The organism is Collimonas sp. OK412 (genome assembly GCF_900112135.1).
Lineage (GTDB): Bacteria > Pseudomonadota > Gammaproteobacteria > Burkholderiales > Burkholderiaceae_D > Collimonas > Collimonas rhizosphaerae.
The window spans coordinates 79,744-100,962 of record NZ_FOLC01000002.1 but is presented as its reverse complement, the minus strand read 5'-3'; the positions used below and the strand labels follow the sequence as shown (position 1 = coordinate 100,962).

The following is a 21,219-nucleotide window of genomic DNA, read 5'->3' as shown; positions in this document are numbered from 1 at the left end:
CTGCATCGCAAGAACAAGTAGATATTACTCGTCGTTCTTGGTCTTCAACACTTTACGGCCACGGTAAAAGCCGTTAGGGCTGATGTGGTGGCGCAGATGTGTTTCACCAGTCGTTGGCTCGATAGCCAGCGGAGGCGCAACCAGAAAATCGTGGGCACGGTGCATGCCGCGCTTGGATGGGGTCTTCTTATTTTGTTGAACTGCCATGATAACTCCTGCTTTCTTAAGATCTTAAAGTTTAACATATCCAACCCTCAGAACAGGGAAAGGCTGGATATTCCTGCCGCGTTTGTGCGCGGATTTTACTACCTATTGCCACACCTTAGTCACACGGAATCACATTCATGTGAAAATCAGCGCGACAAATTTACCGCAATTCTTTGTATCTTTACTGCCGTCTTACTGCTGCTTCAGATTCTTCAGCATCGCAAAGGGCGATTCTTTCTTGGCGCTTTTCAAGCCTTCAAGCGCGGACTGGTCCGGGCAAACCGGATGTTTCGGCGACAAGGGCAAGGCCAGCAGAGCCTCATCTTCAACCAGCTCAATGATATTCAGTGTTTTAGTGCCGACGATGACGTCAATCTCGTCATTATCAAGCAGCACATCGATCGCGTCGGCGCTTTCTTCGTCTTTTGCCAACACCAGCACGGATTCCGAATCGATATCGAAATCGAACGGCGTCAGGCAGCGCTGGCACATGATCTTGGTCGAACCGCTGACCGTCAGCGTCAGTTGCGGATGCCCCAACTGATCGGCGCCGCCGACCAGGACCCAATGCAGGGTTCCGGAGCGATCCGCAGTCTCAGCAGAGAGGCGATCCAGGCCAGCCACCGGCGTGTCGCCTTCACGGCGCTCTTTATGGCGGGCATACTCAAAGGCGTCGATGACAAAAGCACTCATAATAAAGCCTAAACCCAGCCGAACCCGGAAAACCTGCGATAATAACAGCCTTTTCCCTTATCCGTCAAAGTGTTAGCGCGTTTTCCGCACTTTGCCCGTCATTTGCCGGTTCCGCAATCGCTCAAACAACAAAAACCATGGCTTCCTTACAACAAACCATCTATTCCGCAAGCGCCCTGCCGCGCCTGATCCTCGGTTCGAGCTCAAAATATCGCAAGGAATTGCTTTCCCGGCTGCAAATCCCGTTTGAAGTGATCGTACCGGACATCGACGAAACACCCCGCCCCGGCGAGAGCCCGCAAGCCACAGCCTTGCGCCTGGCCCTGGAAAAAGCACGCTCGGTGGCGCTGGCGGCGCCAAATGCGCTGGTAATCGGTTCCGACCAGGTGGCGACGCTGGATGGCGAGCAGATAGGCAAACCCGGCAATCACGAAAATGCCTTGGCACAATTGCAGAAAATGCGCGGCCGCCGTGTCATTTTCCACACGGCGCTGTGCCTGTGGGACAGCAGGCAGAGCCAGGCCGAACACGCAGCCCAGATCGAAAACATCCAGACCTTCGTTACTTTCCGCGACCTGCCCGATGCAGAGCTGGATGCCTACTTGCGCATCGAACAACCCTACGATTGCGCCGGCAGCGCAAAAAATGAAGGACTGGGCATCGCCATCCTGGAAAAAATCGAAAGCACCGATCCGACCGCCCTGACCGGTTTGCCATTAATCGCGCTGACCGGTATGCTGCGCCGCGCCGCCTTCCCATTTTTCGCAACATAGTTCATCACATAGACCGACATGCCAGGCACCCTGTATTTAATCCCCAACACATTAGGCCAAAGCGAAGCCGTGACACCGGCTGCGGCGCTGGCATCCGTCATCCCGCAGGAAGTACAGGCGCTCACCGCCAGGCTGGATTACTTCATTGCAGAAAATGCAAAGACCACGCGCGCATTCCTGAAGCTGATAGATGCGGTCCAGCCGCTGGCCAAGCCGCTGCAGGAAATCCAGATCGCCGAGCTGAACGTCAATACCGCCAGCGCCGCATTGCCGGCCTTGCTGGCGCCGATCCTTGCCGGCCAGGACGCCGGCCTGATCTCCGAAGCCGGCGTGCCGGCAGTCGCCGATCCCGGCGCCAACCTGGTGCGGCTTGCCCATGCGCACGGCATTCAAGTGCGGCCGCTGGTAGGCCCGTCGTCATTGCTGCTGGCTGTCATGAGCAGCGGCTTGAACGGCCAGAGCTTCGCATTCAACGGCTACCTGCCGACCGACGCCGAGCAGCGCGGCAAACGCATCAAGGCGCTGGAATTGCGCTCGCGCCAGGAACAGCAAACGCAATTGTTCATAGAAACGCCGTATCGCAACAGCGCCTTCCTGGAAGCGTTAGCCAGCGCCTGCCAGCCCGGCACGCTGATTTGCGTAGCCACCGACCTGACGCTGCCTTCAGAAAACATCAAGACCCAGACTGCCGCGAAATGGAAAGCTGCCTTGGCTGCGGGCAAACATCCCGACTCCCATAAAAAGCCAACTGTGTTCTTATTCCTCGCGCAATAATTTCGTCGCGCATAACGCAAAACGGCGACGGTATTGCGCCGTCGCCGTACTTGCCTGTCTCGAAAGACATTTATGTTGAGAAGTCGAAAACTTCTCGGTGTCGCATCCGTGATGCGATGGTTTATCCGGTAGTAACTGCACTACTCCAAAACAAGGGGTTGTATTGCGATGGAATGACTTTTTGCTACCGGAACAATCTGTATGGTAATGGATTGTGGTATTCCTATAATGGCCCCCTCCGTTCGCTATCGTCGAGTACCTTTAATATACGACAGGATCGCGAAGATACAAGGCGAATTAAGGTATTACCATATGCCGGTTTCTACTTTGACATTGCCGCAAGACCCGCTTGCCAGCAGGCCTTGCATGAAATTCAACGCAAGCTTGGCTTGACGTTATTCATCAGCGATTGCACCACGCCCGCTCCCATCGCCACGCCGAATTTTTTCAGCACGCGCTCAGGCAAACCTTCGCTCTTGGTGTAATCGACAATATCCTCCTGCTTCAAGACATCGCGCGCTACGCTGTCCACCGTTCCATAACCATCGGCCAGGCCCATCTCGACCGCCTTGGAGCCGCTCCAGAACAGGCCTGAAAAAGTTTCCGGCGTTTCTTTCAGGCGCGCGCCGCGGCCTTTGCGCACCACGTCGATGAACTGCTGGTGGATTTCCGCCAGCATGGTTTGCGCATAGCCTTTCTGGGTCGCGCTCATCGGGCTGAACGGATCGAGGAAGCCTTTGTTCTCGCCCGCAGTCAGCAAGCGCCGTTCAACGCCGACCTTGTCCATCAGGCCGGTGAAACCGAAGCCGTCCATCAGCACGCCGATGGAGCCGACGATGCTGGCCTTGTTGACATAAATTTTATCGGCTGCGGCGGCAATGTAATAACCGCCCGAAGCACACATTTCGTCAACCACCACATACAGCGGCTTGTTCGGATATTCCTTGCGCAGGCGCGTGATTTCATCGTTGATGATGCCGGCTTGCACCGGGCTGCCGCCCGGGCTGTTGATGCGCAAGATCACGCCGACCGAATCGTCGGCGGCGAAAGCGTTGTCAAGCGCCGGCACCACCACGCCGGCCGAGCCGTTGCCTTCCGATTCGATCGCGCCGTTGATCTTGACCAGCGCGGTATGCGCGCCGACGGTCTGGGTATCAGAACCTTCGTAATTCATGCCGAGCCAAACCGCGGAGATGATCAGGCCGATCACGGCCAGCTTGAAAAAGATCCCCCAGCGGCGGCGCGCGCGCTGTTCACGCAACGACGCGAACGCCAGCTTCTCCAGCACATCACGCTCCCAACCTTCTTTTTTTTCCGGCATGGCAGTTCCCACATTGTCAAATTCGTTAGTGCTCATGGTGTTCACTCACTTCGTTTATCCGAAATCGTTATTGAACAGGCCGGCCTGTCAGGCAATCACAGGCCGCACATATTCATCAGGGATCCAGAACACCTGATCATTGCTTTCTTCAACCAGAATCTTGTGCAAACGTCCGCCGCGGCACGGGCCGCCGGCGCAGTTGCCGGTTTCCGGTTCATACACCGCGCCATGCGTGGCGCACATCAGGTACAAACCGCTGGATTCAAAAAATTCGCCCTCGTTCCAGTCCAGTTCCAGCGAAATGTGCGCGCACCGGTTCAGGTAGGCATGGACGATATTATGGTGGCGTATGGCGAACGCAACCGCATCGTCGCCCCAGGCGGTAACCGCAAAGCGCACGCCCTTGCCGCGCTCGGCCAGCGCAGAAGAAGCACACAAGGGGATACGGATAACATTCACGGCATGTGTCTCGTCGGGTTCAGGGTCAGGCGTTGTCTTTAAGCCAGGCGTGCAGCTGCACCGTCGAGGTCGCGTTGAACAAAGGCTTCAGCACATCCAGTTCATGCGCCGGATGCGCGCCATACTGGACCGCAATTCCCGCAGCGCCGGCATTGATCGCCATCTGCAGGTCATGGGTGGTGTCGCCGATCATCACCGTGCGCTTCAAATCCTGGCCCAGTTCCCGCGTCAGTTCCTGCAGCATGGCCGGATGCGGTTTGGAGAAGGTCTCGTCGGCGCAGCGGGTAGCGTCAAATGCCGACAGCAGCTTGGTCTCGTGCAAGGCACGGTTCAGCCCGACCCGGCTCTTGCCGGTGGCGATCGCCAGGAAATATCCCTGCTGCGACAGGTCCGCCAGCATTTCGCGCACGCCGTCGAACAAGGTCAAGTCCTGGTCTTGCGCCAGGTAGTGATAACGATAGCGTTCCACTACCCGCGGATACTGGCTTGGCTCGAGGCCCGGCATCGCTACCTGCATGGCTTCCGCCAGGCCCAGCCCGATCACGTGTGCGGCGGCCTTGTTGTCTGGAACCGCCAGGCCCAGGTCCCTGGCTGCAGCCTGGATGCATTTCACGATGATGGCGGTACTGTCCATCAAGGTGCCATCCCAATCAAATACTATTAAATCAAATTTCTTTCGCGCCATATTGCCTGGCAACCTTGCCAGCTCCTGTTATTAGGTTTGGCCTGCCGGTCGGAAAAAAAATCGGCAAACCGATAAAAATACTAACTGATTGATATTCTAATCGTCCTCTGCTGCCGGCATCGCGGCAGGAATATCTTTCGGCAGGCTTTTCAGGAATTTTTCGCATTCCGGCGGCAGCGGCGCCTTGAGGGTGACCGGCTTGCCCGTTTCCGGATGGGCGAAGGTAATCTGATAGGCGTGCAAGAACATCCGTTTCAGCGCGACACGCTGGCCGTCGGCCTTCTGCAAAGTCCGGTTCAACGCAAAATCGCCGTATTTGTCGTCGCCGGCGATGGCGAAGCCGCTGGACGACAGGTGGACCCGGATCTGATGGGTGCGGCCGGTCTTCAGCTCCGCCTCCAGCAACGCATAATCCCCGTAGCGCCGGATCAGGTTGAAAATCGTGTGCGATGCCTGGCCGTCGGCCTGCACCCGCACCCGGCGCTCGCCGTCGGCCGCCGTGTACTTGTGCAACGGCAGCTTGACATGCTGCCGCTCGTTTTGCCAGTCGCCGTGCACCAGCACCAGGTAGCGCTTGTCGGTATCGCCGTCGCGCATCTGTTCGTGCAGGTTGGTCAAGGCAGAACGTTTCTTTGCCAGCAACAAGATACCGGATGTATCACGATCCAGCCGATGCACCAGCTCCAGGAACTTGGCTTGCGGCCGGGCGGCACGCAGTTGTTCGATGACACCGTAGCTGACGCCGGAGCCGCCGTGCACGGCAACCCCTGCCGGCTTGTCGATCACCAGCAGATGATTGTCTTCCAGCAATATCTTGAATTCCGCTCCCGGCGCCACTGCCTGCGCTTGCTTTTCAGCAATCCGGATCGGCGGCACCCGGATCACGTCCCCCTCGACCAGGCGGTAGGTCTGGTCGATGCGGCCCTTGTTGACCCTGACCTCGCCGGAACGCAGCACGCGGTAAATGTGGCTCTTGGGCACTCCTTTGCAAATACGCAATAAAAAATTGTCGATGCGCTGACCTGCGTCATCTTCCGCAATAGTCAGCAGCTGCACGGCAAGCGGCGGCGGCGCAGGCGACGGCTGCACCTCTTGCTCCACGGCTACATTGCGGTCGGCCTTATGCTTGGGCGCGGCTTGTGCCCGCGCCTTGGGACGAGTCTCAGCTCGTCCTCCAGAAAATCTCGCTAAGTCCTTCATTTTGAATATATAATTGTTCCGCAATTGTTAGAAAACAGTTGCTGGTGTAAGAATAAAAAGACCATTCTACACAGGGGCGTCCCCATCAGCCTCGCCAATTTGCAAATTTGATGGGAAATGTGTACGCATCACCCCTGCGCGAGTCAAGGTCGCACCGTTGTTGTCATCGGATAACGCGCACGGATGCTGAACAAGAATGTCTGGATGATTAGGATAAAGTCCGGCGAGCCCGATGCGATCCAAACGATCGCGACGAGCTCGCCGGTTGATGTAGTGTTTTAAATTTGTCGCATACTTACTGAAACCAATGCTCTATTTGGCTCTATCAAGCTGCTCACCGCCAAGCGTCGTGCTCGCGTTCCGCGAACCGCAAGATGCTGTACCGGCCGCGCTGGTAGTTTTTCAGTAAGAGGCACCTGAAAACCGTCGCGAGCGGTTCGATGTCTGGCAGAGAAGCGCAGCTGTACGAAAGCACAGCGAGCATCGCAGGCCAGAGATCGAGACGCGCAGCAGGTTTGCAGATGCCTCTGCCGGCAGCACTATATCCGCGCCTGTGCACTGCGCTCATATAGCGCATACACACCAAGGCAATTCTCTCCCCCCTGACACTCCGTTCTCGCGTACATCCTTGTACTTTTTGTCGCTGACAGAAATGCTGAAGAACAGCAATCTTTAAGCGCCATTGCATTGACCCAAGGGTCACGGAGCGAAAAATGAAACGCATGTTGTTTAATGCCACGCAGCAAGAAGAACTGCGCGTGGCTATTGTTGACGGGCAAAAGCTCATCGACATCGATATCGAAACCACCGGACGCGAACAACGCAAGTCCAATATCTACAAAGGTGTGATTACCCGTATCGAGCCGTCGCTGGAAGCCTGTTTCGTCAACTACGGTGAAGAGCGTCATGGCTTTTTGCCGTTCAAGGAAGTTGCCCGCACTTACTTCAAGGAAGGTGTAGACGTCCGCACCGCATCGATCAAGGATGCCCTGCGCGAAGGCCAGGAAATCATGGTGCAGGTCGAAAAGGAAGAGCGCGGCAATAAAGGCGCCGCCCTGACCTCCTTCGTGTCACTGGCTGGCCGTTACCTGGTCCTGATGCCGAACAACCCGCGCGGCGGCGGCGTATCGCGCCGGGTCGAAGGTGAAGATCGCCAGGAACTGCGCGAAACCATGGATCAGCTGGACCTGCCAAGCGGCATGTCGGTGATTGCCCGCACAGCCGGCATCGGCCGCAATGTTGACGAATTGCAATGGGACTTGAATTACCTGATGCAACTCTGGCGCGCCATCGAAGGCGCCGGCCAGACCGGCAAGGGCGCCTTCCTGATTTACCAGGAATCGTCGCTGGTGATCCGCGCGATCCGCGATTATTTCCAGCCGGACATCGGCGAAATCCTGATCGACACCGACGAAATCCACGACCAGGCCCAGCAGTTCATGGCCCACGTCATGCCCGACATGGTGCACCGCGTTAAACGCTATCGCGACGACGTGCCGCTGTTCTCCCGCTTCCAGATCGAACACCAGATCGAAACCGCGTACTCGCGCACCGTGCCGCTGCCATCCGGCGGCGCCATCGTGATCGACCATACCGAAGCCCTGGTGTCGGTCGACGTCAACTCTGCCCGCGCCACCCGCGGCGGCGACATCGAAACCACCGCATTCAACACCAATTGCGAAGCAGCGGAAGAAGTTGCGCGCCAATTGCGCCTGCGCGACCTCGGCGGTTTGATCGTGATCGACTTCATCGACATGGAGAACTCCAAGAACCAGCGCGAAGTCGAAACCCGCCTGAAAGACGCCTTGCGCTACGACCGCGCCCGCGTCCAGATGGGCAAGATCTCGCGCTTCGGCCTGATGGAACTGTCGCGCCAGCGCCTGCGTCCGTCGCTGTCGGAAGGCAGCCATGTGACTTGCCCGCGCTGCAACGGCACCGGCCATATCCGCGATACCGAATCGTCCGCCCTGCAAGTCCTGCGCATCATCCAGGAAGAGGCGATGAAAGAAAACTCGGCCGCGATCCACGTCCAGGCGCCGGTCGACGTCGCGGCTTTCCTGCTGAACGAAAAGCGCGGCGAGATCCTGAAGATCGAAACCCGTCACCGGGTCGGCATCATCCTGATTCCGAACAAGCACCTGGAAACCCCGCATTACAAGCTGGAACGCCTGAAGCACGACGATCCGCGCCTGGAAGAAACCCAGGCCAGCTATGCCATGGCGGAGCAGGCAGATACCGACATCGGCTACAGCAAGACCCAGAAAGAAGAAGGCAAACCGCGCCAGGAAGCCGTGGTCAAGGGCATTACGCCAGACCAGCCGGCGCCTATCGTCGAGCGCAAGCCGGTCGAAGCACGTCCGACGGCAGTTGCCGCGGCTGCCAGCCCGGCGGAAACAGGTTTCCTCGGCAAGATCTTCGGCTTCTTCTTCAGCAAGCCGGCAGCGCCGGTAGCAACTCCTGCCGCTACTGCAGAAGCCAAGGGCCCGCAACAACGCGGCGACCGCGCCGGCGATCGCAACAACCGCGGCCAGCGCGGCCGTAACCGTGGCGGTCGCAACCGCGACGGCAGCGCGCAGGAAACACGCGACGACAACGCCAAGAAGCCGCTGGTGGAAGCGCTGGAAGCCAAAACCCAGCAGGCACGTCCGCCACGCCCTCCGCGCGAACCTAAAGAGCAAAGAGAACCGCGCGAAGCCAGCGAAAGCAAAGCGGAAACGCGCAACGAAGGCCGGCGCGAACGCAGCGAACGCCCACCGCGTGCGCCACGTGAAGAACGCAAGGAAAACCTGAGCGAAATCAAGGTTGATGAAACCTTGCTCAAGGGCGGCGTAGTCGCCGCTGCCGGCGTTGCCGTCAGCAGCATTACCGAAACCGCGGAACCGGCGCAAACCGATAGCGGACGCGTTGAAGCCAAGGCCGGTGAAGACGAAGAACCACGCCGTCGCCGCCGCCGCGGTGGCCGTAACCGCAATCGTCGCGACCGCGACGGCGCTGAAGGCACGACCGAAGGCAGCAGCGACGACATCGAAGCAGGCGAAACCACGGCATCATCTGACGTGGCCGAAACCGGCGACGATGCAGTTGCTCCTGCAGCGGCGATTGTTCCGGTGCAAGCCGAAGCAGCCGCTCCGGCCAGCGACAGCGTACCGATGATGGCGTCTTCGGTTCCGATGACGCAACCGACGGCGCAAGAGACGGAAGCCCCGGCAGTTGAGGCGGCGCCGGCGCCGACCGTACTGTCGAACGCAATCGCAGCGCCGCTGGTGCCACAGCAAATCGCCCGGCAAGAGGAAACCGTCGCTGAAGCCGCGCCGGTGGCAGAACCGGCACCGGAGCCTGTAGTTGCCGCGCCAGTCGTCGCAGCACCGGTGGTTGCGCTTACCGAACCGGAGCCAGTCGCCGTTCCAGTAGCAATCGTGCCGGAGCCTGCGGTACCTGAAGTCGCTCCGGCAATCGTCGCCAGCCAGCCGGCAGCAGAACCGTTGATCGAAACCCCTGCACCGCTGGCTCCAGCTGCACCGGTGGCTGCTCCTGCGGTTGCTGAAACAGCAGCGCCGGCAGCAGAAGCGCCGGCGGTTATCAAGACAGCCGTTTCGAGCGGATCGCCTAAGGTGGAAGACTTGCAGAGCGTACTGGCTGCAGCCGGCCTGACCCTGGCAGCGACCGATCCAAACAAGCTGCGTGCAGCACAGGAAGCCACGGCAAACATCGTCGCGGCGCCACGCGTGCCGCGCGAACGCAAGCCGTTGCCGGCGCAATCCAGCGAACCGCTGGTGCAGGTCGAAACCCAGCGCCCGCAGTAAGCTGCTCCGCCACCAGGCGGCAAGCTAGACAGTAAGACAACAAAGGGAGTCCCAGACTCCCTTTGTCGCGTCTGGCGCAGGCGATATGTTTGAAATTGCGAGAATTGCCGGGCCTGCCGCTGTTTGGCAAGCGCTGAAGCTAAAAAACGACGTCCATGGTATCTTGTAGAAGTTGCCACCCCATATATAGATGCAAGCCATTGCACATTTTTCCAGACACACGACACCATGACTAGAAAAGTCATCCCGCTGATCGATAGCCGCAGTTTCTTGCCGCCTTCCCTTCCCTCCATCCTTGAAACGCCGACCGGCCTGATCGCGGATGAGCTGGGGCGGCCGCTGCATGACTTGCGCATCTCGGTCACCGACCGCTGCAATTTCCGCTGTGTCTACTGCATGCCGCGCGCGGTGTTCGACAAGGACTACGCATTCCTGCCGCACACCGCCTTGCTGTCGTTTGAAGAAATCACCCGCCTGGCAAGCCTGTTCGTGGCCCACGGCGTGCACAAGATCCGCCTGACCGGCGGCGAGCCCTTGCTGCGCAAGCACATCGAAAAACTGATCGGCATGCTGAGCGCCCTGAAGACGCCGGATGGCACGCCGCTCGACCTGACCCTGACCACCAACGGCTCGCTGCTGGCGAAAAAAGCCCAGGCGCTGAAAGACGCCGGCCTGAACCGCGTCACCGTATCGCTCGATGCGCTCGATGAAAACATCTTCCAGCGCATGAACGACGCCGATTTCCCGGTAGCCGACGTATTGCACGGCCTGGACGTGGCGCACCAGGTCGGGCTGGGCCCGATCAAGGTCAACATGGTGGTCAAGCGCGGCGTCAACGACCAGGAAATCCTGCCGATGGCACGCCACTTCAAGAACACGCCTTACATCCTGCGCTTCATCGAATACATGGATGTGGGCGCCTCCAACGGCTGGAAGATGGATGAAGTAGTGCCGTCGGCCGAAGTCGCCCGGCTGATCCAGGGCGAACTGCCGATGCAGCCGCTGGCGGCCAACTATGTCGGCGAAACCGCGCAGCGCTGGCGCTACGACGACGGCATCGGCGAAGTCGGCCTGATTTCCAGCGTCACCCAGGCGTTCTGCCACGACTGTTCGCGCGCCCGCCTGTCGACCGAAGGCAAGCTGTATACCTGCCTGTTCGCCAGCGCCGGCCACGACCTGCGCGCCTTGCTCCGCAGCGAATGCAGCGACGGCGAAATCTCCAGCGTGATCGGCCAGCTGTGGCGCGCCCGCGATGACCGCTATTCCGAATTGCGCACACAACGCACCGAGGGCTTGGCGCCGGCCCCGAAGAAAGTGGAAATGTCATACATAGGCGGCTGACCCGGCCCCGCCATGGAAACCTGTCCTCCGCCCTCTGCACCCGACATCACCGGCCTGATACTGGCAGGCGGCCGCGGCGCCCGCATGGGCGGCGTCGACAAAGGCCTGGCCCTGCTCGACGGCAAACCGATGGTGGCGTATGTCATCGCGCGCCTGGCGCCCCAGGTCGGCAGCCTGATCATCAACGCCAACCGCAACCAGGACAGCTACGCGGCGTTCGGCGCGCCGGTCTGGCCCGACGAGCAGTCCGACTTTGCAGGCCCGCTAGCGGGCCTGCAGGCTGGCCTGCGCCACTGCGGCACGCCCTACCTGGCGACCGCTCCCTGCGACTCGCCCTACTTGCCGCATGACCTGGTGCAACGCCTGGCGCAAACCCTGGCCGCCGCCGACGCCGACCTGGCGGTAGCCTGCACACGGGACGCCGGTGACCAGGCCATCTGGCCGCAGCCGGTATTCATGCTGCTGAAAACCGGTTTATTGACCGACCTCAATGACTACCTGCAGGGTGGCGGACGTAAGATGGAAACATGGTACCGCCGCCTCAGCTATTGCGAAACGCTGTTTACCGATGCCGACGCTTTCCGTAACATCAATACCCGAGAACAGTTACTACAGCGATAATGCAAACGCAATGAAGAACCTGAATACCCGTCCTGCCAAGCCATCCTTGTCCGATCTGACCAGCTGCATGTCGGACTACGATCCGCACGCCATGCCGGTCAGGCAGGCGCAGGCCATCATCCGCGATTGCATCACGCCGGTCACCGCCATTGAAAAGGTAGCGCTGCGCAGCGCCCTCGACCGCGTGCTGGCAAGCGACATCATTTCACCGATCGACGTCCCGGCGCATGACAACTCGGCCATGGACGGCTACGCCTTCAATTCGGCCGACCTGCGCGCCGACGCCGATACCGTGCTGGCGATAGCCGGCACCGCCCACGCCGGCCGCGCCTACCAGGGAACGCTGGCCAGCGGCCAGGCGGTACGGATCATGACCGGCGCCCTGATGCCGGACGGACTCGACACGGTCATCCCGCAAGAATTCGTCGGCCCCCACAGTGCAGCCGGTTTCGTCACCGTCCCGGCAGGCGCCGTCAAGCCAGGCGCCAATCGCCGCCTGGCCGGCGAAGACCTGAAAGCCGGCAGCGCCGCCATCGTCCAGGGCCGCATCCTGCGCCCCGCCGACCTCGGCTTGCTGGCCTCGCTGGGGATCGCCGAAATACCGGTAAGGCGCCGCCTGCGCGTGGCGTTTTTTTCGACCGGCGATGAGTTGCGCTCGGTGGGCGAAGTGCTGGATCCCGGCTGCGTCTACGATTCCAACCGCTACACCCTGTACGGCATGCTGCAGCGGCTAGGCTGCGACATCATCGACATGGGCGTGGTCGGCGACGATCCGCAGGCGCTGGAAAGCGCTTTCCGCAGTGCCTGCGAAAACGCCGACGCGATCATCACCTCCGGCGGCGTCTCGGTCGGCGACGCCGACCACACCAAGCAGATGATGGCGCAGCTGGGCGACGTCGCCTTCTGGAAAATCGGCATGCGCCCAGGCCGCCCGCTGGCGTTCGGCAGCATCACGTCAGGCGGCAGGCAAGCCTTGTTCTTCGGCCTGCCGGGCAATCCGGTGGCGGTCATGGTGTCGTTTTATTTTTTTGCGCGCGAAGCCTTGCTGCAGATGATGGGTGCGCAAGTGACGCCGTTGCCGCTGATGCGCGCCACCGCGGCCGTCGCCATCCGCAAGCGCCCGGGACGCACCGAATACCAGCGCGGCATCCTCAGCTTGAGCGACGGACAATGGAGCGTGCGTCCTACCGCCGCCCAGGGTTCGGGCATCTTGCGTTCGATGGCCGAAGCCAATTGCATGATCGTGCTGGCGCATGAACAGGGCGACGTCGCCGGCGGCGATGCGGTCGAGGTGATCCTGTTCGATGGTTTGATCTAAAGAGCGCGTGCATGGAATTCCGCGCCGCCAAAATCGAAGACGCCGACGCCATTTGTGCGTTGATCCAATGTTTTACCCACGAATTCCTGGCCACGCCTGATGGCCAGGGCGCTGAACTTTTTTTCGAATCTGTCTCAGTCGCTGCCGAGAGCGAATATATTGCCAATCCACGCTATCAATACCGCCTCGCTTTCGAAGATGACGTACTCGCCGGCTTTATTGCCGTCCGCGATCGCAGCCATGTGTTCCATCTGTTTGTCGCCCAGGAATTCCAGCGCCGCGGTTTAGCTACGCAGCTTTGGCAGACGGCGAAAACAACAACCGCCGCGCTCGGAACCATCGACGCATTTACAGTCAATTCCTCGCCTTTCGCACAGCCTGTCTACGAGCGCTTCGGCTTCGTCAAAACCGGCCCGCAAGTTGAAATGCATGGCATATGCTTTGTGCCGATGCGTTTGTCTCTGGTACCGGAGCAATGAAACACGCCGGCGATCTCATGGCCTTGCTGCGGGCGGATCCGGAGCGTCTGCGCATCATCGCGTTGGTGCATTCCTTGCACCTGCCCGATTGCTGGATCGCCGCGGGCTTTGTTCGAAATGCCCTCTGGGACTCCTTACACGGACGAGCACCGTCATCCCCATCGGGTGATATCGACGTGATCTGGTTTGATCCCTCACAACAAAATGCAGACGCCGACCTGCGAATAGAAAGTCGACTGAACGCGTTAGACGCATCTATCGAGTGGTCGGTAAAAAATCAGGGACGCATGCATGTGCGCAACGGCGATACACCTTATCAATCGGCCTTCGACGCCATGCGCTTTTGGCCGGAAACCGCCACGGCGGTGGCAGTCAGATGCACCGATAACGGCGACCTGGAAATCGCCGCGCCATTCGGTCTGGAAGACCTGTACGCAGCCATCGTCCGTCCGACGCCACGCTTCGCCGCTGAAAAACGCGCGCAGTTTGATGACCGTCTGCAGCGCAAGAAATGGCTGTCTCGCTGGCCCGCGCTAAGAATCGAAACCGATGTTCATAGCCGCGCAAGCGTGGCCTGATCACGCTCCCCGCCAAAATATTTTTGCAGGCACTCGTTGAAAAGTTGATTGTCGAGCGTTGCTTCGGCGAACAAGGTCATTGAAGATTGAAATTTCATATAGTCGGGAAAACCGAAAATATCTTCTATCGAGCGCCCGTCCACAGCCGCAACCAGCCGGCAGCACTCCCGCAGGCGCGGCCCCAGCAGCGGATGTTCCAGGTACGCCCTGGCTTCCTCCAGCGAGGAGATCGCATACCTGAGCGCCGTGGGGCTGCGCCCCAGTCCTTCAATTTGGGGAAAAATGAACCACATCCAATGGCTTCGTTTGCTGCCCCGGCCCAGTTCTTCGCGTACGATATCGAAGACCGGCTGCTGGGCCGCCACGAAACGCTGCAGGTTGTATTGATCGTCCACGTCATTTTCTACCAAAAGGAAAGCCCATGATCTCTCACGTTTTTATCGGCGTCACCGATTTTCAGCACGCATACGGTTTCTATTCTGCTGTCATGGAAAAACTGGATCTGCGGCTCAAATTCTGCGATGCCGGCAAGCCGTGGGCGGCCTGGATGGCTAGCGGCAAGGCCCGGCCTCTGTTCATCATAGGCGCGCCGTACGACGGCAACATTGCCTCTGCCGGCAACGGCCAGATGACCGCCCTGCTGACGCCGACCCGGGCCGCGGTCGACGGCGCTTATGCCGCGGCCCTGGAAAACGGCGGATCGTGCGAAGGCGCTCCCGGGTTACGCCTGGAATACCATCCCGACTATTACGGCGCCTACTTCCGCGACGCCGACGGCAACAAGCTCTGCGTGTGCTGCCACGATGCCGTGGCTTAAGGGCCGGGATTGCGCGGCCGCCACGTCAAAGCAGGCCATCAATCGGGGGATTGATGGCCTGCTGAAAACACTGCCTTGACTTACATCAAACTGCTGCCGTCAGAACGTATTGCACTGGAATAAACCGGGGTGGCCAAAACAGGTTGTAGTCGTCGGATAACGTTCGGTATTGTCTTTTGTGTCGAGCCGCAGCACGCAACTGCGCCATTCGTTGGTATTGCCTTTATATCCAAGCCGTTCGCAAGCCGGACCATAAACGCGCATCATCTGGTCGACATCGCGCTGCGCCTGGGCGGCGCGTTCGGCATCCGTGGCGCAACCGGCCAGCATGGCGACTGCGGCCAAAATTATGAGCGTACGCATGGTGAACTCCTTTTCTTTCGGTTCTGTTCAGTAAACTGCGGTGAACTCCGGTTTTTCTATTTATTGCGGACAAATGTGGAGATATTCCATCCCTCCAGCATCTGCTATGCCCACAGTATAGGCCAGCGCTTATTGCTCCACTATTTCCAATCATGCATAGTTGCTACCAGATGTAACTATGCTGGTCCCCGGCGATAAAAATCTGCTGCTGTTTAGTGAATCTCACAAATAATAATAATTCTCATTTATAATTGGATCTATACAAGCTTTATAGCTTGCCCATCCCCACCTCTCTTTTTCAGCCAGCCGCATCACCAGCGTCGCCAGCCACTCAACAAGTTTGATTGTTTTGGAGTACGACGCTTTGCCCACTTTATACCCAACCCGCCTGCCGGGATTGCCTGCGGCCGCCAATTTTGCCGTGTTCGCCACGATCGCAACTTCGCTGCCGGTTTTTGCGCAGAGCGCGCCGCAACTGCTGGCCGGCAGCTATGCCCCCGGTCACACGCTCGATGAAATATCGGTCACCGCCACCCGCAGCGAAACCGCCGTGGCGCGCACGCCTAGCAGCATCTCGGTGATCAACGCCGACACTATCGAAGAACAGCAGCCAAGGGACGTCAAGGACCTGCTGCGCTATGAACCCGGCGTCACCGTCAGGCGCGGCCCTTACCGGCCGTCGTCGGCGGCTACCGCCGGCGGCCGCGGCGGCAACGAAGGCATCAATATCCGGGGCCTGGAAGGCAACCGCATCCTGCTGATGGAAGACGGCATACGCCTGCCCAGCTCGTTTTCTTTCGGCCCGCTGGAGGCGGGGCGCGGCGACTACATGCAGATGGACATGTATAAACGGGTGGAAATCCTGCGCGGCCCGGCATCGGCGATGTACGGCAGCGACGGCCTGACCGGCGCGGTCAACTTCATCACCAAGGATCCTTCCGATTTCCTGAAGATTTTCAACAAGCAGACCTATTTCTCGATCAAGCCGGTTTACGATTCCATCGACGGCAGCACCTCAACCACCGCCGTCGCTGCTTTCGGCGGCGAACGCTTCGAAGGTTTGCTGATCGCCAACAAACGTACCGGCCATGAGGTCGACACCAAAGGCAGGCGCGACATCAGCGGCCCCAACCGCGACACTGCCAATCCGCAAAACCGCAACGGCAACGCGCTGCTCGGAAAACTGGTGTTCAAGGCCAGCGCCCAGGCCACTTTCACTGCAGCCATCAATCACCAGGAACAGAAAACCGACTCCATCGTGCTGTCGGCGGTCGCCGCCAGCACCCTGGCGCTGCGCGCCAACGACAAGCTGGAGCGCAATCGCTACAGTCTGGCCTACGATTTCAAGGATGGCGGCAATCCTTACTTCCAGAACGCCCACGCGCAGATCTACTACCAGGATGCGAAGAACCACCAGTTCTCCTATGAAGACCGATTCCCGGCAGTCGACCGCACCCGCGACAATACTTACCGGGAAAGCACCTACGGCGGTTCGGTCCAGGCGGAAAGCGGCTTCGCCACGGGCGGCCTGCAGCACAAGCTGATCTACGGCTTCGACCTCAGCACGGCGCGCATCAGCGGACTGCGCGACGGCACCATTCCCGGCGTCGGCGAATCGCCGTTTCCCAACAAGGCATTCCCGAATACCGATTACTCACTGTTCGGCGCCTTCATCCAGGATGAAATCCGCCTGTCGCAAACCAGTCCGCTCAGCATCATGCCCGGGCTGCGTTTCGACGGCTATCGCCTGACCCCGGACGAGAACGATCCGTCCTACACCGGCCAAGCCACCAAGTCGAGCGGCAATGCGGTCTCGCCGCGGCTGGCGCTGATGTACGAGATCAGCCCGGCGCTGCTGCCCTACATCCAGTACGCACGCGGCTTCCGCACGCCGACGCCGGACCAGGTCAACAACAGCTTCGGCAACCCGGTCTACGGTTACGCCACCATCGGCAACCCGGACCTGAAACCAGAGACCAGCAACACCTTTGAAATCGGCCTGCGCGGCAAGCTCGGCGGCGGCGACGACACCCTGCGCTATAGCGTGGCCGCGTTCACCGGCCGCTACAGCAACTTCATCTCACAGGAAATCGTGAAGGGCAGCGGCCGGCCGTTCGTCGATCCTTTCATCTACCAGTACGTCAACCGAGCCCGCGCCCGCATCAGCGGCGCCGAAGCAAGGATCGACTGGCAGCTGGCCAACGGCCTGGGGATCAAGGCCGGCATGGCGTATACCAAAGGCCATACCGAAGGCGCCGACGGCAGCAGCACACCGCTAGACACCGTCAATCCTTTCATGGCGGTATTCGGCTTGCGCTACGAACCCAGCGAACTCTGGTATGGCCAGACCGATTTCATCTATCAAAGCGCCAAACGCCGCAGCGACATGAGCAAGCAAAGCGATTTTGCGCCGCCTTCCGCGTTCGTGGTCGACCTGCGCGGCGGCTACAACATCAGCAAGAACGTCGCGCTGTTCGCCGGCATCCACAACCTGTTCAACCGCCAGTACTGGAACTGGTCGGACGTGCGCGGACTGGCGGGCAACACGACCGTCGCCGACGCTTATACCGCGCCAGGCCGCAACTTCAACGTCGGCCTCAAATTCCAGTATTGATTGCGCCATCCATTCCATTTCCCGGACCAGGAGAAAACCATGTCTGCCACCAGCCATCATCAGCAATATGACCCGCAACACGACCCGCAGCAATTGCGCACGGATTTCTTGAACGCCAAACGCGAAAAAAAATTGCGTAATCGCGATGCAGCCGCAGCGATCGGCGTCTCCGAAGGCGAAGCCATCGCCGCCTGCGTCGGCGCCGAAGCCATCCGGCTGCGGCCTCAGTTTATCGAGCTGCTTGAAGAAGTGCCGCTGCTGGGGCCGGTCATGGCGCTGACCCGCAACGACAGCGCTGTGCACGAAAAAGACGGCGTCTACGAAAAGATGAGCCACAACGGGCAAGTCGGCCTGGCTCTGGGCGAAGCCATCGACTTGCGGATTTTCTACAAGCAATGGCGCTTCGCCTGCGCCGTGATTGAAGAAGTAGCGCGCGGCGCCGAAAAGACCTGGCAAAAAAGCCTGCAGTTCTACGACCTGCATGGCGAAGCGGTGCACAAGGTGTTCTTGCGTGAACACAGCAATCACGATGCCTTCGACGCCCTGGTGGCGCGCTGGTCCGATCCCGAACAGCTGCCTGGCATGGCAGTCGAACCGGTGCCGCCCGCCGCCATCGACAAACCCGATGCCGAGATCGATGGCGACGGCTTCCGCGCGGCCTGGAAAGGCATGACCGACACCCACCAGTTCTTCGGCCTGCTGCGCGATTTCGGCCTCAGCCGGACCCAGGCGTTGCGGCTGGCGCCGCCGCAATTCGTGCGCCAGGTTGACAACAGCGCCACCCGCGCCATCCTGGAACAGGCGGCCGCCGGCGCCTTGCCCATCATGGTTTTTGTCGGCAACCGCGGCATGATCCGGATCCATTCCGGGGCAGTCAGCAATGTTAAGGTCATGGGGTCCTGGCTGAATATTCTCGATCCCGGCTTCAACCTGCATTTGCGGGAAGACCTGATCGTCTCCAGCTGGGTGGTCAGCAAACCGACCAGCGACGGCGAAGTCACCTCGCTCGAACTGTTCGACCATGAAGGCAACACCATCGCCATGCTGTTCGGCGTACGCAAGCCGGGCCAGCCGGAACTGGCTGCCTGGCGCAGCGCAGCCCTGTCCCTGCCGCTGGCGGCAAGCATGGCGGAGGCTCACGCGTGAAGCCGCTTATCGATATGCAACGGCGCCTGCTGCTGGGCAGCGGCGCAGCCGGCTTGCTGCTGAGCGCTCTGCCCGGCCTGGCGGCAGCCCAGGCGGAATCCGCCAGGCAGCCGCGCCGGGTGGCGGTGGCCGGCGGCGCGCTGACCGAAGTGGTGTATGCACTGGATGCCGGCGCAGTGCTGATCGGCGCCGACACCACCAGCACCTATCCCGCCGCGGCGCAGGCGCTGCCCAAGATGGGTTACCAACGTGCGCTGTCGGCCGAAGGCGTGCTGTCGCTGCATCCCGACCTGCTGCTGGCCTCGGCCGACGCCGGCCCGCCGGCTACGCTGCAGCAGATTGCCGCTGCCGGCGTGCGCGTGATCCGCCTGGGCGAACGGCACGACGTAAATACCGTGCGCGAAAAAATCACAGGAGTGGCGTCCGCGCTGAACCTGCCAGCGCGCGGCAAGGCGCTGCTGCAGCGTTTCGACAGTGAATGGGAGACCGCGCTGGCATCGGTCCAAAAGCAAACCAAGGCGCCGCGTGTGCTGTTCATCCTCAGCAATAGCGGCACCCAAGCCATGGTGGCCGGCCGGGATACCGCCGCCGACGCCATGATCCGCTATGCCGGCGCGATCAACGCCACTTCGGATGGCAACGGCTTCAAAGGCTACAAGCCGTTGACCGCGGAAAGTGCGGTCAGCAGCGCTCCCGACATCCTGATGATTGCCAGCGAAAGCCTGGTGGCGATAGGCGGCATCGAGCGCCTGCTTGCCAGCCCGGGCCTGTCGCTGACGTCGGCCGCGAAAAACCGGCGCGTGGTGGCCGACATGGATTCGCTGTTGCTGCTGGGCTTCGGCCCGCGCCTGCCGCAAGCGCTGACCCGGTTGACAGCCCAGCTGCATGCCTGAACCTTGATCACTGCCGCGATGTCAACTTCCTTTCCCCCTGCCTTGCCGGGCTCCGCCCCGGTTGTCCGCGTGCCTGAATTGCCGCGCAAAGGCCGGCAGCGCACGGTGCTGGCCGGCTTGTCGCTGCTGCTGGCCGTGACTACACTGCTATGCGCGGCGCTCGGCGCTTACCAGATCGATCCATGGCGCATCCCGCTGCTGCTGTGGCAGGGCCTCCAGCCGGGAGAGCTGGGCATGGCCGATGCGCAAACGCGCGCGGTGCTGCTCGATATCCGCCTGCCGCGGGTGCTGCTGGCGATCCTGGTCGGCTGCGGTTTCGGCGCCGCCGGCAGCGCCATGCAAGCCTTGTTCCGCAATCCGCTGGCCGATCCAGGCCTGATCGGCGTTTCCAGCGGCGCCGCGCTCGGCGCTGCGCTGACCATCGTATTGGGCGCCACGCTGTGGCCCAACGCATTGCGCATGGTCGGCATCTATGCCCCCATGCTGGCGGCCTTCATCGGCGCCCTGGCGGTGGCCATGCTGGTGTATCGCATCGCAGCTGCCCGCGGCCGCCTGGCGCTGCCCTTGCTGCTGCTGGCAGGGATCGCCGTCAACGCCATCGTCGGCGCCGCCATCGGCTTGCTGATCTACGTCGCCAGCGACGACCAGCTGCGCACGCTCACCTTCTGGAACCTGGGCAGCCTGGCCGGCGCGCAGTGGTCCTTGCTGGCTGTGGCGACGCCGGTAGTCGTGTTCAGCATCGCCGCCCTGGCGCGCCATTCGGCGGCGCTCAACGCCATGCTGCTGGGGGAAGCCGAAGCCATGCACCTCGGCGTGCCGGTGCAAGCCATCAAGCGCCAGGTGCTGATCGCCAGCGCCTTGTGCGTCGGCGCACTGGTGGCCTGCACCGGCGCCATCGGCTTCATCGGCCTGGTAGCGCCGCACTGCATCCGCCTGGTTTGCGGCCCCGACCAGCGCGTAGTGCTGCCTGGTGCCTTGCTGTTCGGCGCCATCCTGACCCTGGTTGCCGACCTGATCGCACGCACCGTAGCGGCGCCGGCCGAAATGCCGCTGGGAATCCTTACCGCATTGCTGGGCGGGCCGTTCTTCATGGTGCTGCTATGGCGCCGGCGCGGACAACTCGGCTTATGACAA

The 21,219-nt window shown here is 60.7% G+C and carries 21 protein-coding genes; 13 read left to right on the top strand and 8 right to left on the bottom strand.

The window, feature by feature from the left end; genetic code table 11:
* Window positions 1-24: 24 nt before the first annotated feature.
* Both rpmF and BM062_RS02915 read right to left on the bottom strand, forming a co-directional pair.
* Entirely contained in the window at window positions 25-207 is a 183-nt protein-coding gene (gene rpmF / locus BM062_RS02920) for a 50S ribosomal protein L32 (RefSeq protein WP_014006864.1), read from the bottom strand.
* A 192-nt stretch (window positions 208-399) separates the two neighbouring features.
* Window positions 400-900, bottom strand: coding sequence for a YceD family protein (locus tag BM062_RS02915; protein ID WP_092392894.1), 501 nt, complete (start codon window positions 898-900; stop codon window positions 400-402).
* Between the two features lie 137 nt (window positions 901-1,037).
* Between BM062_RS02915 and BM062_RS02910 the strand changes: the two genes are divergently transcribed.
* Both BM062_RS02910 and BM062_RS02905 read left to right on the top strand, forming a co-directional pair.
* Complete coding sequence (locus tag BM062_RS02910; RefSeq protein WP_092392892.1) at window positions 1,038-1,673, top strand: Maf-like protein; 636 nt, start codon at window positions 1,038-1,040, stop codon at window positions 1,671-1,673.
* A gap of 18 nt (window positions 1,674-1,691) precedes the next feature.
* On the top strand, window positions 1,692-2,447 hold the full coding sequence (locus BM062_RS02905) for an SAM-dependent methyltransferase (RefSeq protein ID WP_092392890.1): 756 nt from the start codon (window positions 1,692-1,694) through the stop codon (window positions 2,445-2,447).
* A gap of 373 nt (window positions 2,448-2,820) precedes the next feature.
* On the opposite strand, the gene BM062_RS02900 is transcribed toward BM062_RS02905, so the two are convergent.
* From BM062_RS02900 to rluC, 4 genes are all read right to left on the bottom strand, one after another.
* The gene (locus BM062_RS02900) at window positions 2,821-3,804 is read right to left on the bottom strand and encodes a S49 family peptidase (protein ID WP_092392888.1); all 984 of its coding nucleotides are present in this window, start codon (window positions 3,802-3,804) and stop codon (window positions 2,821-2,823) included.
* Window positions 3,805-3,855: 51 nt separating this feature from the next.
* The gene (locus BM062_RS02895; protein WP_092392886.1) at window positions 3,856-4,227 is read right to left on the bottom strand and encodes a Rieske (2Fe-2S) protein; all 372 of its coding nucleotides are present in this window, start codon (window positions 4,225-4,227) and stop codon (window positions 3,856-3,858) included.
* 25 nt (window positions 4,228-4,252) lie between these two features.
* A complete protein-coding gene (locus BM062_RS02890; RefSeq protein ID WP_092392884.1) occupies window positions 4,253-4,912 on the bottom strand; it encodes an HAD-IIIA family hydrolase in 660 nt (219 codons plus the stop codon).
* A gap of 96 nt (window positions 4,913-5,008) precedes the next feature.
* The gene (gene rluC, locus BM062_RS02885; protein ID WP_092393559.1) at window positions 5,009-6,112 is read right to left on the bottom strand and encodes a 23S rRNA pseudouridine(955/2504/2580) synthase RluC; all 1,104 of its coding nucleotides are present in this window, start codon (window positions 6,110-6,112) and stop codon (window positions 5,009-5,011) included.
* A 713-nt stretch (window positions 6,113-6,825) separates the two neighbouring features.
* Here rluC and BM062_RS02880 point away from each other — a divergent pair.
* The 6 genes from BM062_RS02880 to BM062_RS02855 all read left to right on the top strand — a co-directional run bounded on the left by BM062_RS02880 (window position 6,826) and on the right by BM062_RS02855 (window position 14,252).
* On the top strand, window positions 6,826-9,915 hold the full coding sequence (locus tag BM062_RS02880) for an Rne/Rng family ribonuclease (RefSeq protein WP_092392882.1): 3,090 nt from the start codon (window positions 6,826-6,828) through the stop codon (window positions 9,913-9,915).
* A gap of 228 nt (window positions 9,916-10,143) precedes the next feature.
* Window positions 10,144-11,256, top strand: coding sequence for a GTP 3',8-cyclase MoaA (gene moaA / locus BM062_RS02875; protein ID WP_092392880.1), 1,113 nt, complete (start codon window positions 10,144-10,146; stop codon window positions 11,254-11,256).
* Between the two features lie 12 nt (window positions 11,257-11,268).
* Entirely contained in the window at window positions 11,269-11,877 is a 609-nt protein-coding gene (gene mobA / locus BM062_RS02870) for a molybdenum cofactor guanylyltransferase MobA (protein ID WP_092392878.1), read from the top strand.
* 10 nt (window positions 11,878-11,887) lie between these two features.
* A complete protein-coding gene (gene glp, locus BM062_RS02865; protein WP_092392876.1) occupies window positions 11,888-13,195 on the top strand; it encodes a molybdopterin molybdotransferase MoeA in 1,308 nt (435 codons plus the stop codon).
* Between the two features lie 11 nt (window positions 13,196-13,206).
* Window positions 13,207-13,674 (top strand): GNAT family N-acetyltransferase, encoded by a 468-nt coding sequence (locus tag BM062_RS02860; protein ID WP_092392875.1) that lies wholly within the window; start codon window positions 13,207-13,209, stop codon window positions 13,672-13,674.
* Window positions 13,671-14,252: a nucleotidyltransferase family protein gene (locus BM062_RS02855; protein ID WP_092392873.1), complete on the top strand. Its 582-nt coding sequence runs from the start codon at window positions 13,671-13,673 to the stop codon at window positions 14,250-14,252. Before BM062_RS02860 ends, BM062_RS02855 begins: the two co-directional genes overlap by 4 nt.
* On the opposite strand, the gene BM062_RS02850 is transcribed toward BM062_RS02855, so the two are convergent.
* Window positions 14,228-14,647, bottom strand: coding sequence for a DUF1810 domain-containing protein (locus BM062_RS02850; protein WP_092393556.1), 420 nt, complete (start codon window positions 14,645-14,647; stop codon window positions 14,228-14,230). The two genes, BM062_RS02855 and BM062_RS02850, sit on opposite strands and share 25 nt — an antisense overlap.
* Window positions 14,648-14,673: 26 nt before the next feature.
* Between BM062_RS02850 and BM062_RS02845 the strand changes: the two genes are divergently transcribed.
* Window positions 14,674-15,069 carry a VOC family protein gene (locus BM062_RS02845; protein ID WP_092392871.1) on the top strand — a complete coding sequence of 132 codons (396 nt, stop codon included), beginning with the start codon at window positions 14,674-14,676 and terminating at the stop codon, window positions 15,067-15,069.
* A 99-nt stretch (window positions 15,070-15,168) separates the two neighbouring features.
* Here the strand turns inward: BM062_RS02845 and BM062_RS02840 are convergent, their stop codons facing one another.
* Entirely contained in the window at window positions 15,169-15,432 is a 264-nt protein-coding gene (locus BM062_RS02840) for a hypothetical protein (protein ID WP_092392869.1), read from the bottom strand.
* Window positions 15,433-15,796: 364 nt separating this feature from the next.
* On the opposite strand from BM062_RS02840, the gene BM062_RS02835 reads away from it, so the two are divergent.
* From BM062_RS02835 to BM062_RS02820, 4 genes are read left to right on the top strand one after another with little or no spacing between them, the layout of a single operon-like run.
* Entirely contained in the window at window positions 15,797-18,046 is a 2,250-nt protein-coding gene (locus BM062_RS02835) for a TonB-dependent hemoglobin/transferrin/lactoferrin family receptor (RefSeq protein WP_371326535.1), read from the top strand.
* A 39-nt stretch (window positions 18,047-18,085) separates the two neighbouring features.
* Entirely contained in the window at window positions 18,086-19,192 is a 1,107-nt protein-coding gene (locus tag BM062_RS02830; protein WP_092393550.1) for a hemin-degrading factor, read from the top strand.
* A 14-nt stretch (window positions 19,193-19,206) separates the two neighbouring features.
* A complete protein-coding gene (locus BM062_RS02825) occupies window positions 19,207-20,085 on the top strand; it encodes a heme/hemin ABC transporter substrate-binding protein (RefSeq protein WP_092393547.1) in 879 nt (292 codons plus the stop codon).
* 18 nt (window positions 20,086-20,103) lie between these two features.
* Entirely contained in the window at window positions 20,104-21,216 is a 1,113-nt protein-coding gene (locus tag BM062_RS02820; RefSeq protein ID WP_092393544.1) for a FecCD family ABC transporter permease, read from the top strand.
* Window positions 21,217-21,219: the final 3 nt, after the last annotated feature.

Coding starts and splice junctions, on each gene's coding strand:
- BM062_RS02820 (WP_092393544.1), top strand. CDS start 20,104: ATGTCAACTTCCTTTCCCCCTGCCTTGCCGGGCTCCGCCCCGGTTGTC.
- BM062_RS02840 (WP_092392869.1), bottom strand. CDS start 15,432: ATGCGTACGCTCATAATTTTGGCCGCAGTCGCCATGCTGGCCGGTTGC.
- mobA (WP_092392878.1), top strand. CDS start 11,269: ATGGAAACCTGTCCTCCGCCCTCTGCACCCGACATCACCGGCCTGATA.
- BM062_RS02900 (WP_092392888.1), bottom strand. CDS start 3,804: ATGAGCACTAACGAATTTGACAATGTGGGAACTGCCATGCCGGAAAAA.
- BM062_RS02880 (WP_092392882.1), top strand. CDS start 6,826: ATGAAACGCATGTTGTTTAATGCCACGCAGCAAGAAGAACTGCGCGTG.
- BM062_RS02855 (WP_092392873.1), top strand. CDS start 13,671: ATGAAACACGCCGGCGATCTCATGGCCTTGCTGCGGGCGGATCCGGAG.
- rpmF (WP_014006864.1), bottom strand. CDS start 207: ATGGCAGTTCAACAAAATAAGAAGACCCCATCCAAGCGCGGCATGCAC.
- moaA (WP_092392880.1), top strand. CDS start 10,144: ATGACTAGAAAAGTCATCCCGCTGATCGATAGCCGCAGTTTCTTGCCG.
- BM062_RS02915 (WP_092392894.1), bottom strand. CDS start 900: ATGAGTGCTTTTGTCATCGACGCCTTTGAGTATGCCCGCCATAAAGAG.
- BM062_RS02825 (WP_092393547.1), top strand. CDS start 19,207: ATGCAACGGCGCCTGCTGCTGGGCAGCGGCGCAGCCGGCTTGCTGCTG.
- BM062_RS02845 (WP_092392871.1), top strand. CDS start 14,674: ATGATCTCTCACGTTTTTATCGGCGTCACCGATTTTCAGCACGCATAC.
- glp (WP_092392876.1), top strand. CDS start 11,888: ATGAAGAACCTGAATACCCGTCCTGCCAAGCCATCCTTGTCCGATCTG.
- BM062_RS02905 (WP_092392890.1), top strand. CDS start 1,692: ATGCCAGGCACCCTGTATTTAATCCCCAACACATTAGGCCAAAGCGAA.
- BM062_RS02860 (WP_092392875.1), top strand. CDS start 13,207: ATGGAATTCCGCGCCGCCAAAATCGAAGACGCCGACGCCATTTGTGCG.
- rluC (WP_092393559.1), bottom strand. CDS start 6,112: ATGAAGGACTTAGCGAGATTTTCTGGAGGACGAGCTGAGACTCGTCCC.
- BM062_RS02910 (WP_092392892.1), top strand. CDS start 1,038: ATGGCTTCCTTACAACAAACCATCTATTCCGCAAGCGCCCTGCCGCGC.
- BM062_RS02830 (WP_092393550.1), top strand. CDS start 18,086: ATGTCTGCCACCAGCCATCATCAGCAATATGACCCGCAACACGACCCG.
- BM062_RS02890 (WP_092392884.1), bottom strand. CDS start 4,912: ATGGCGCGAAAGAAATTTGATTTAATAGTATTTGATTGGGATGGCACC.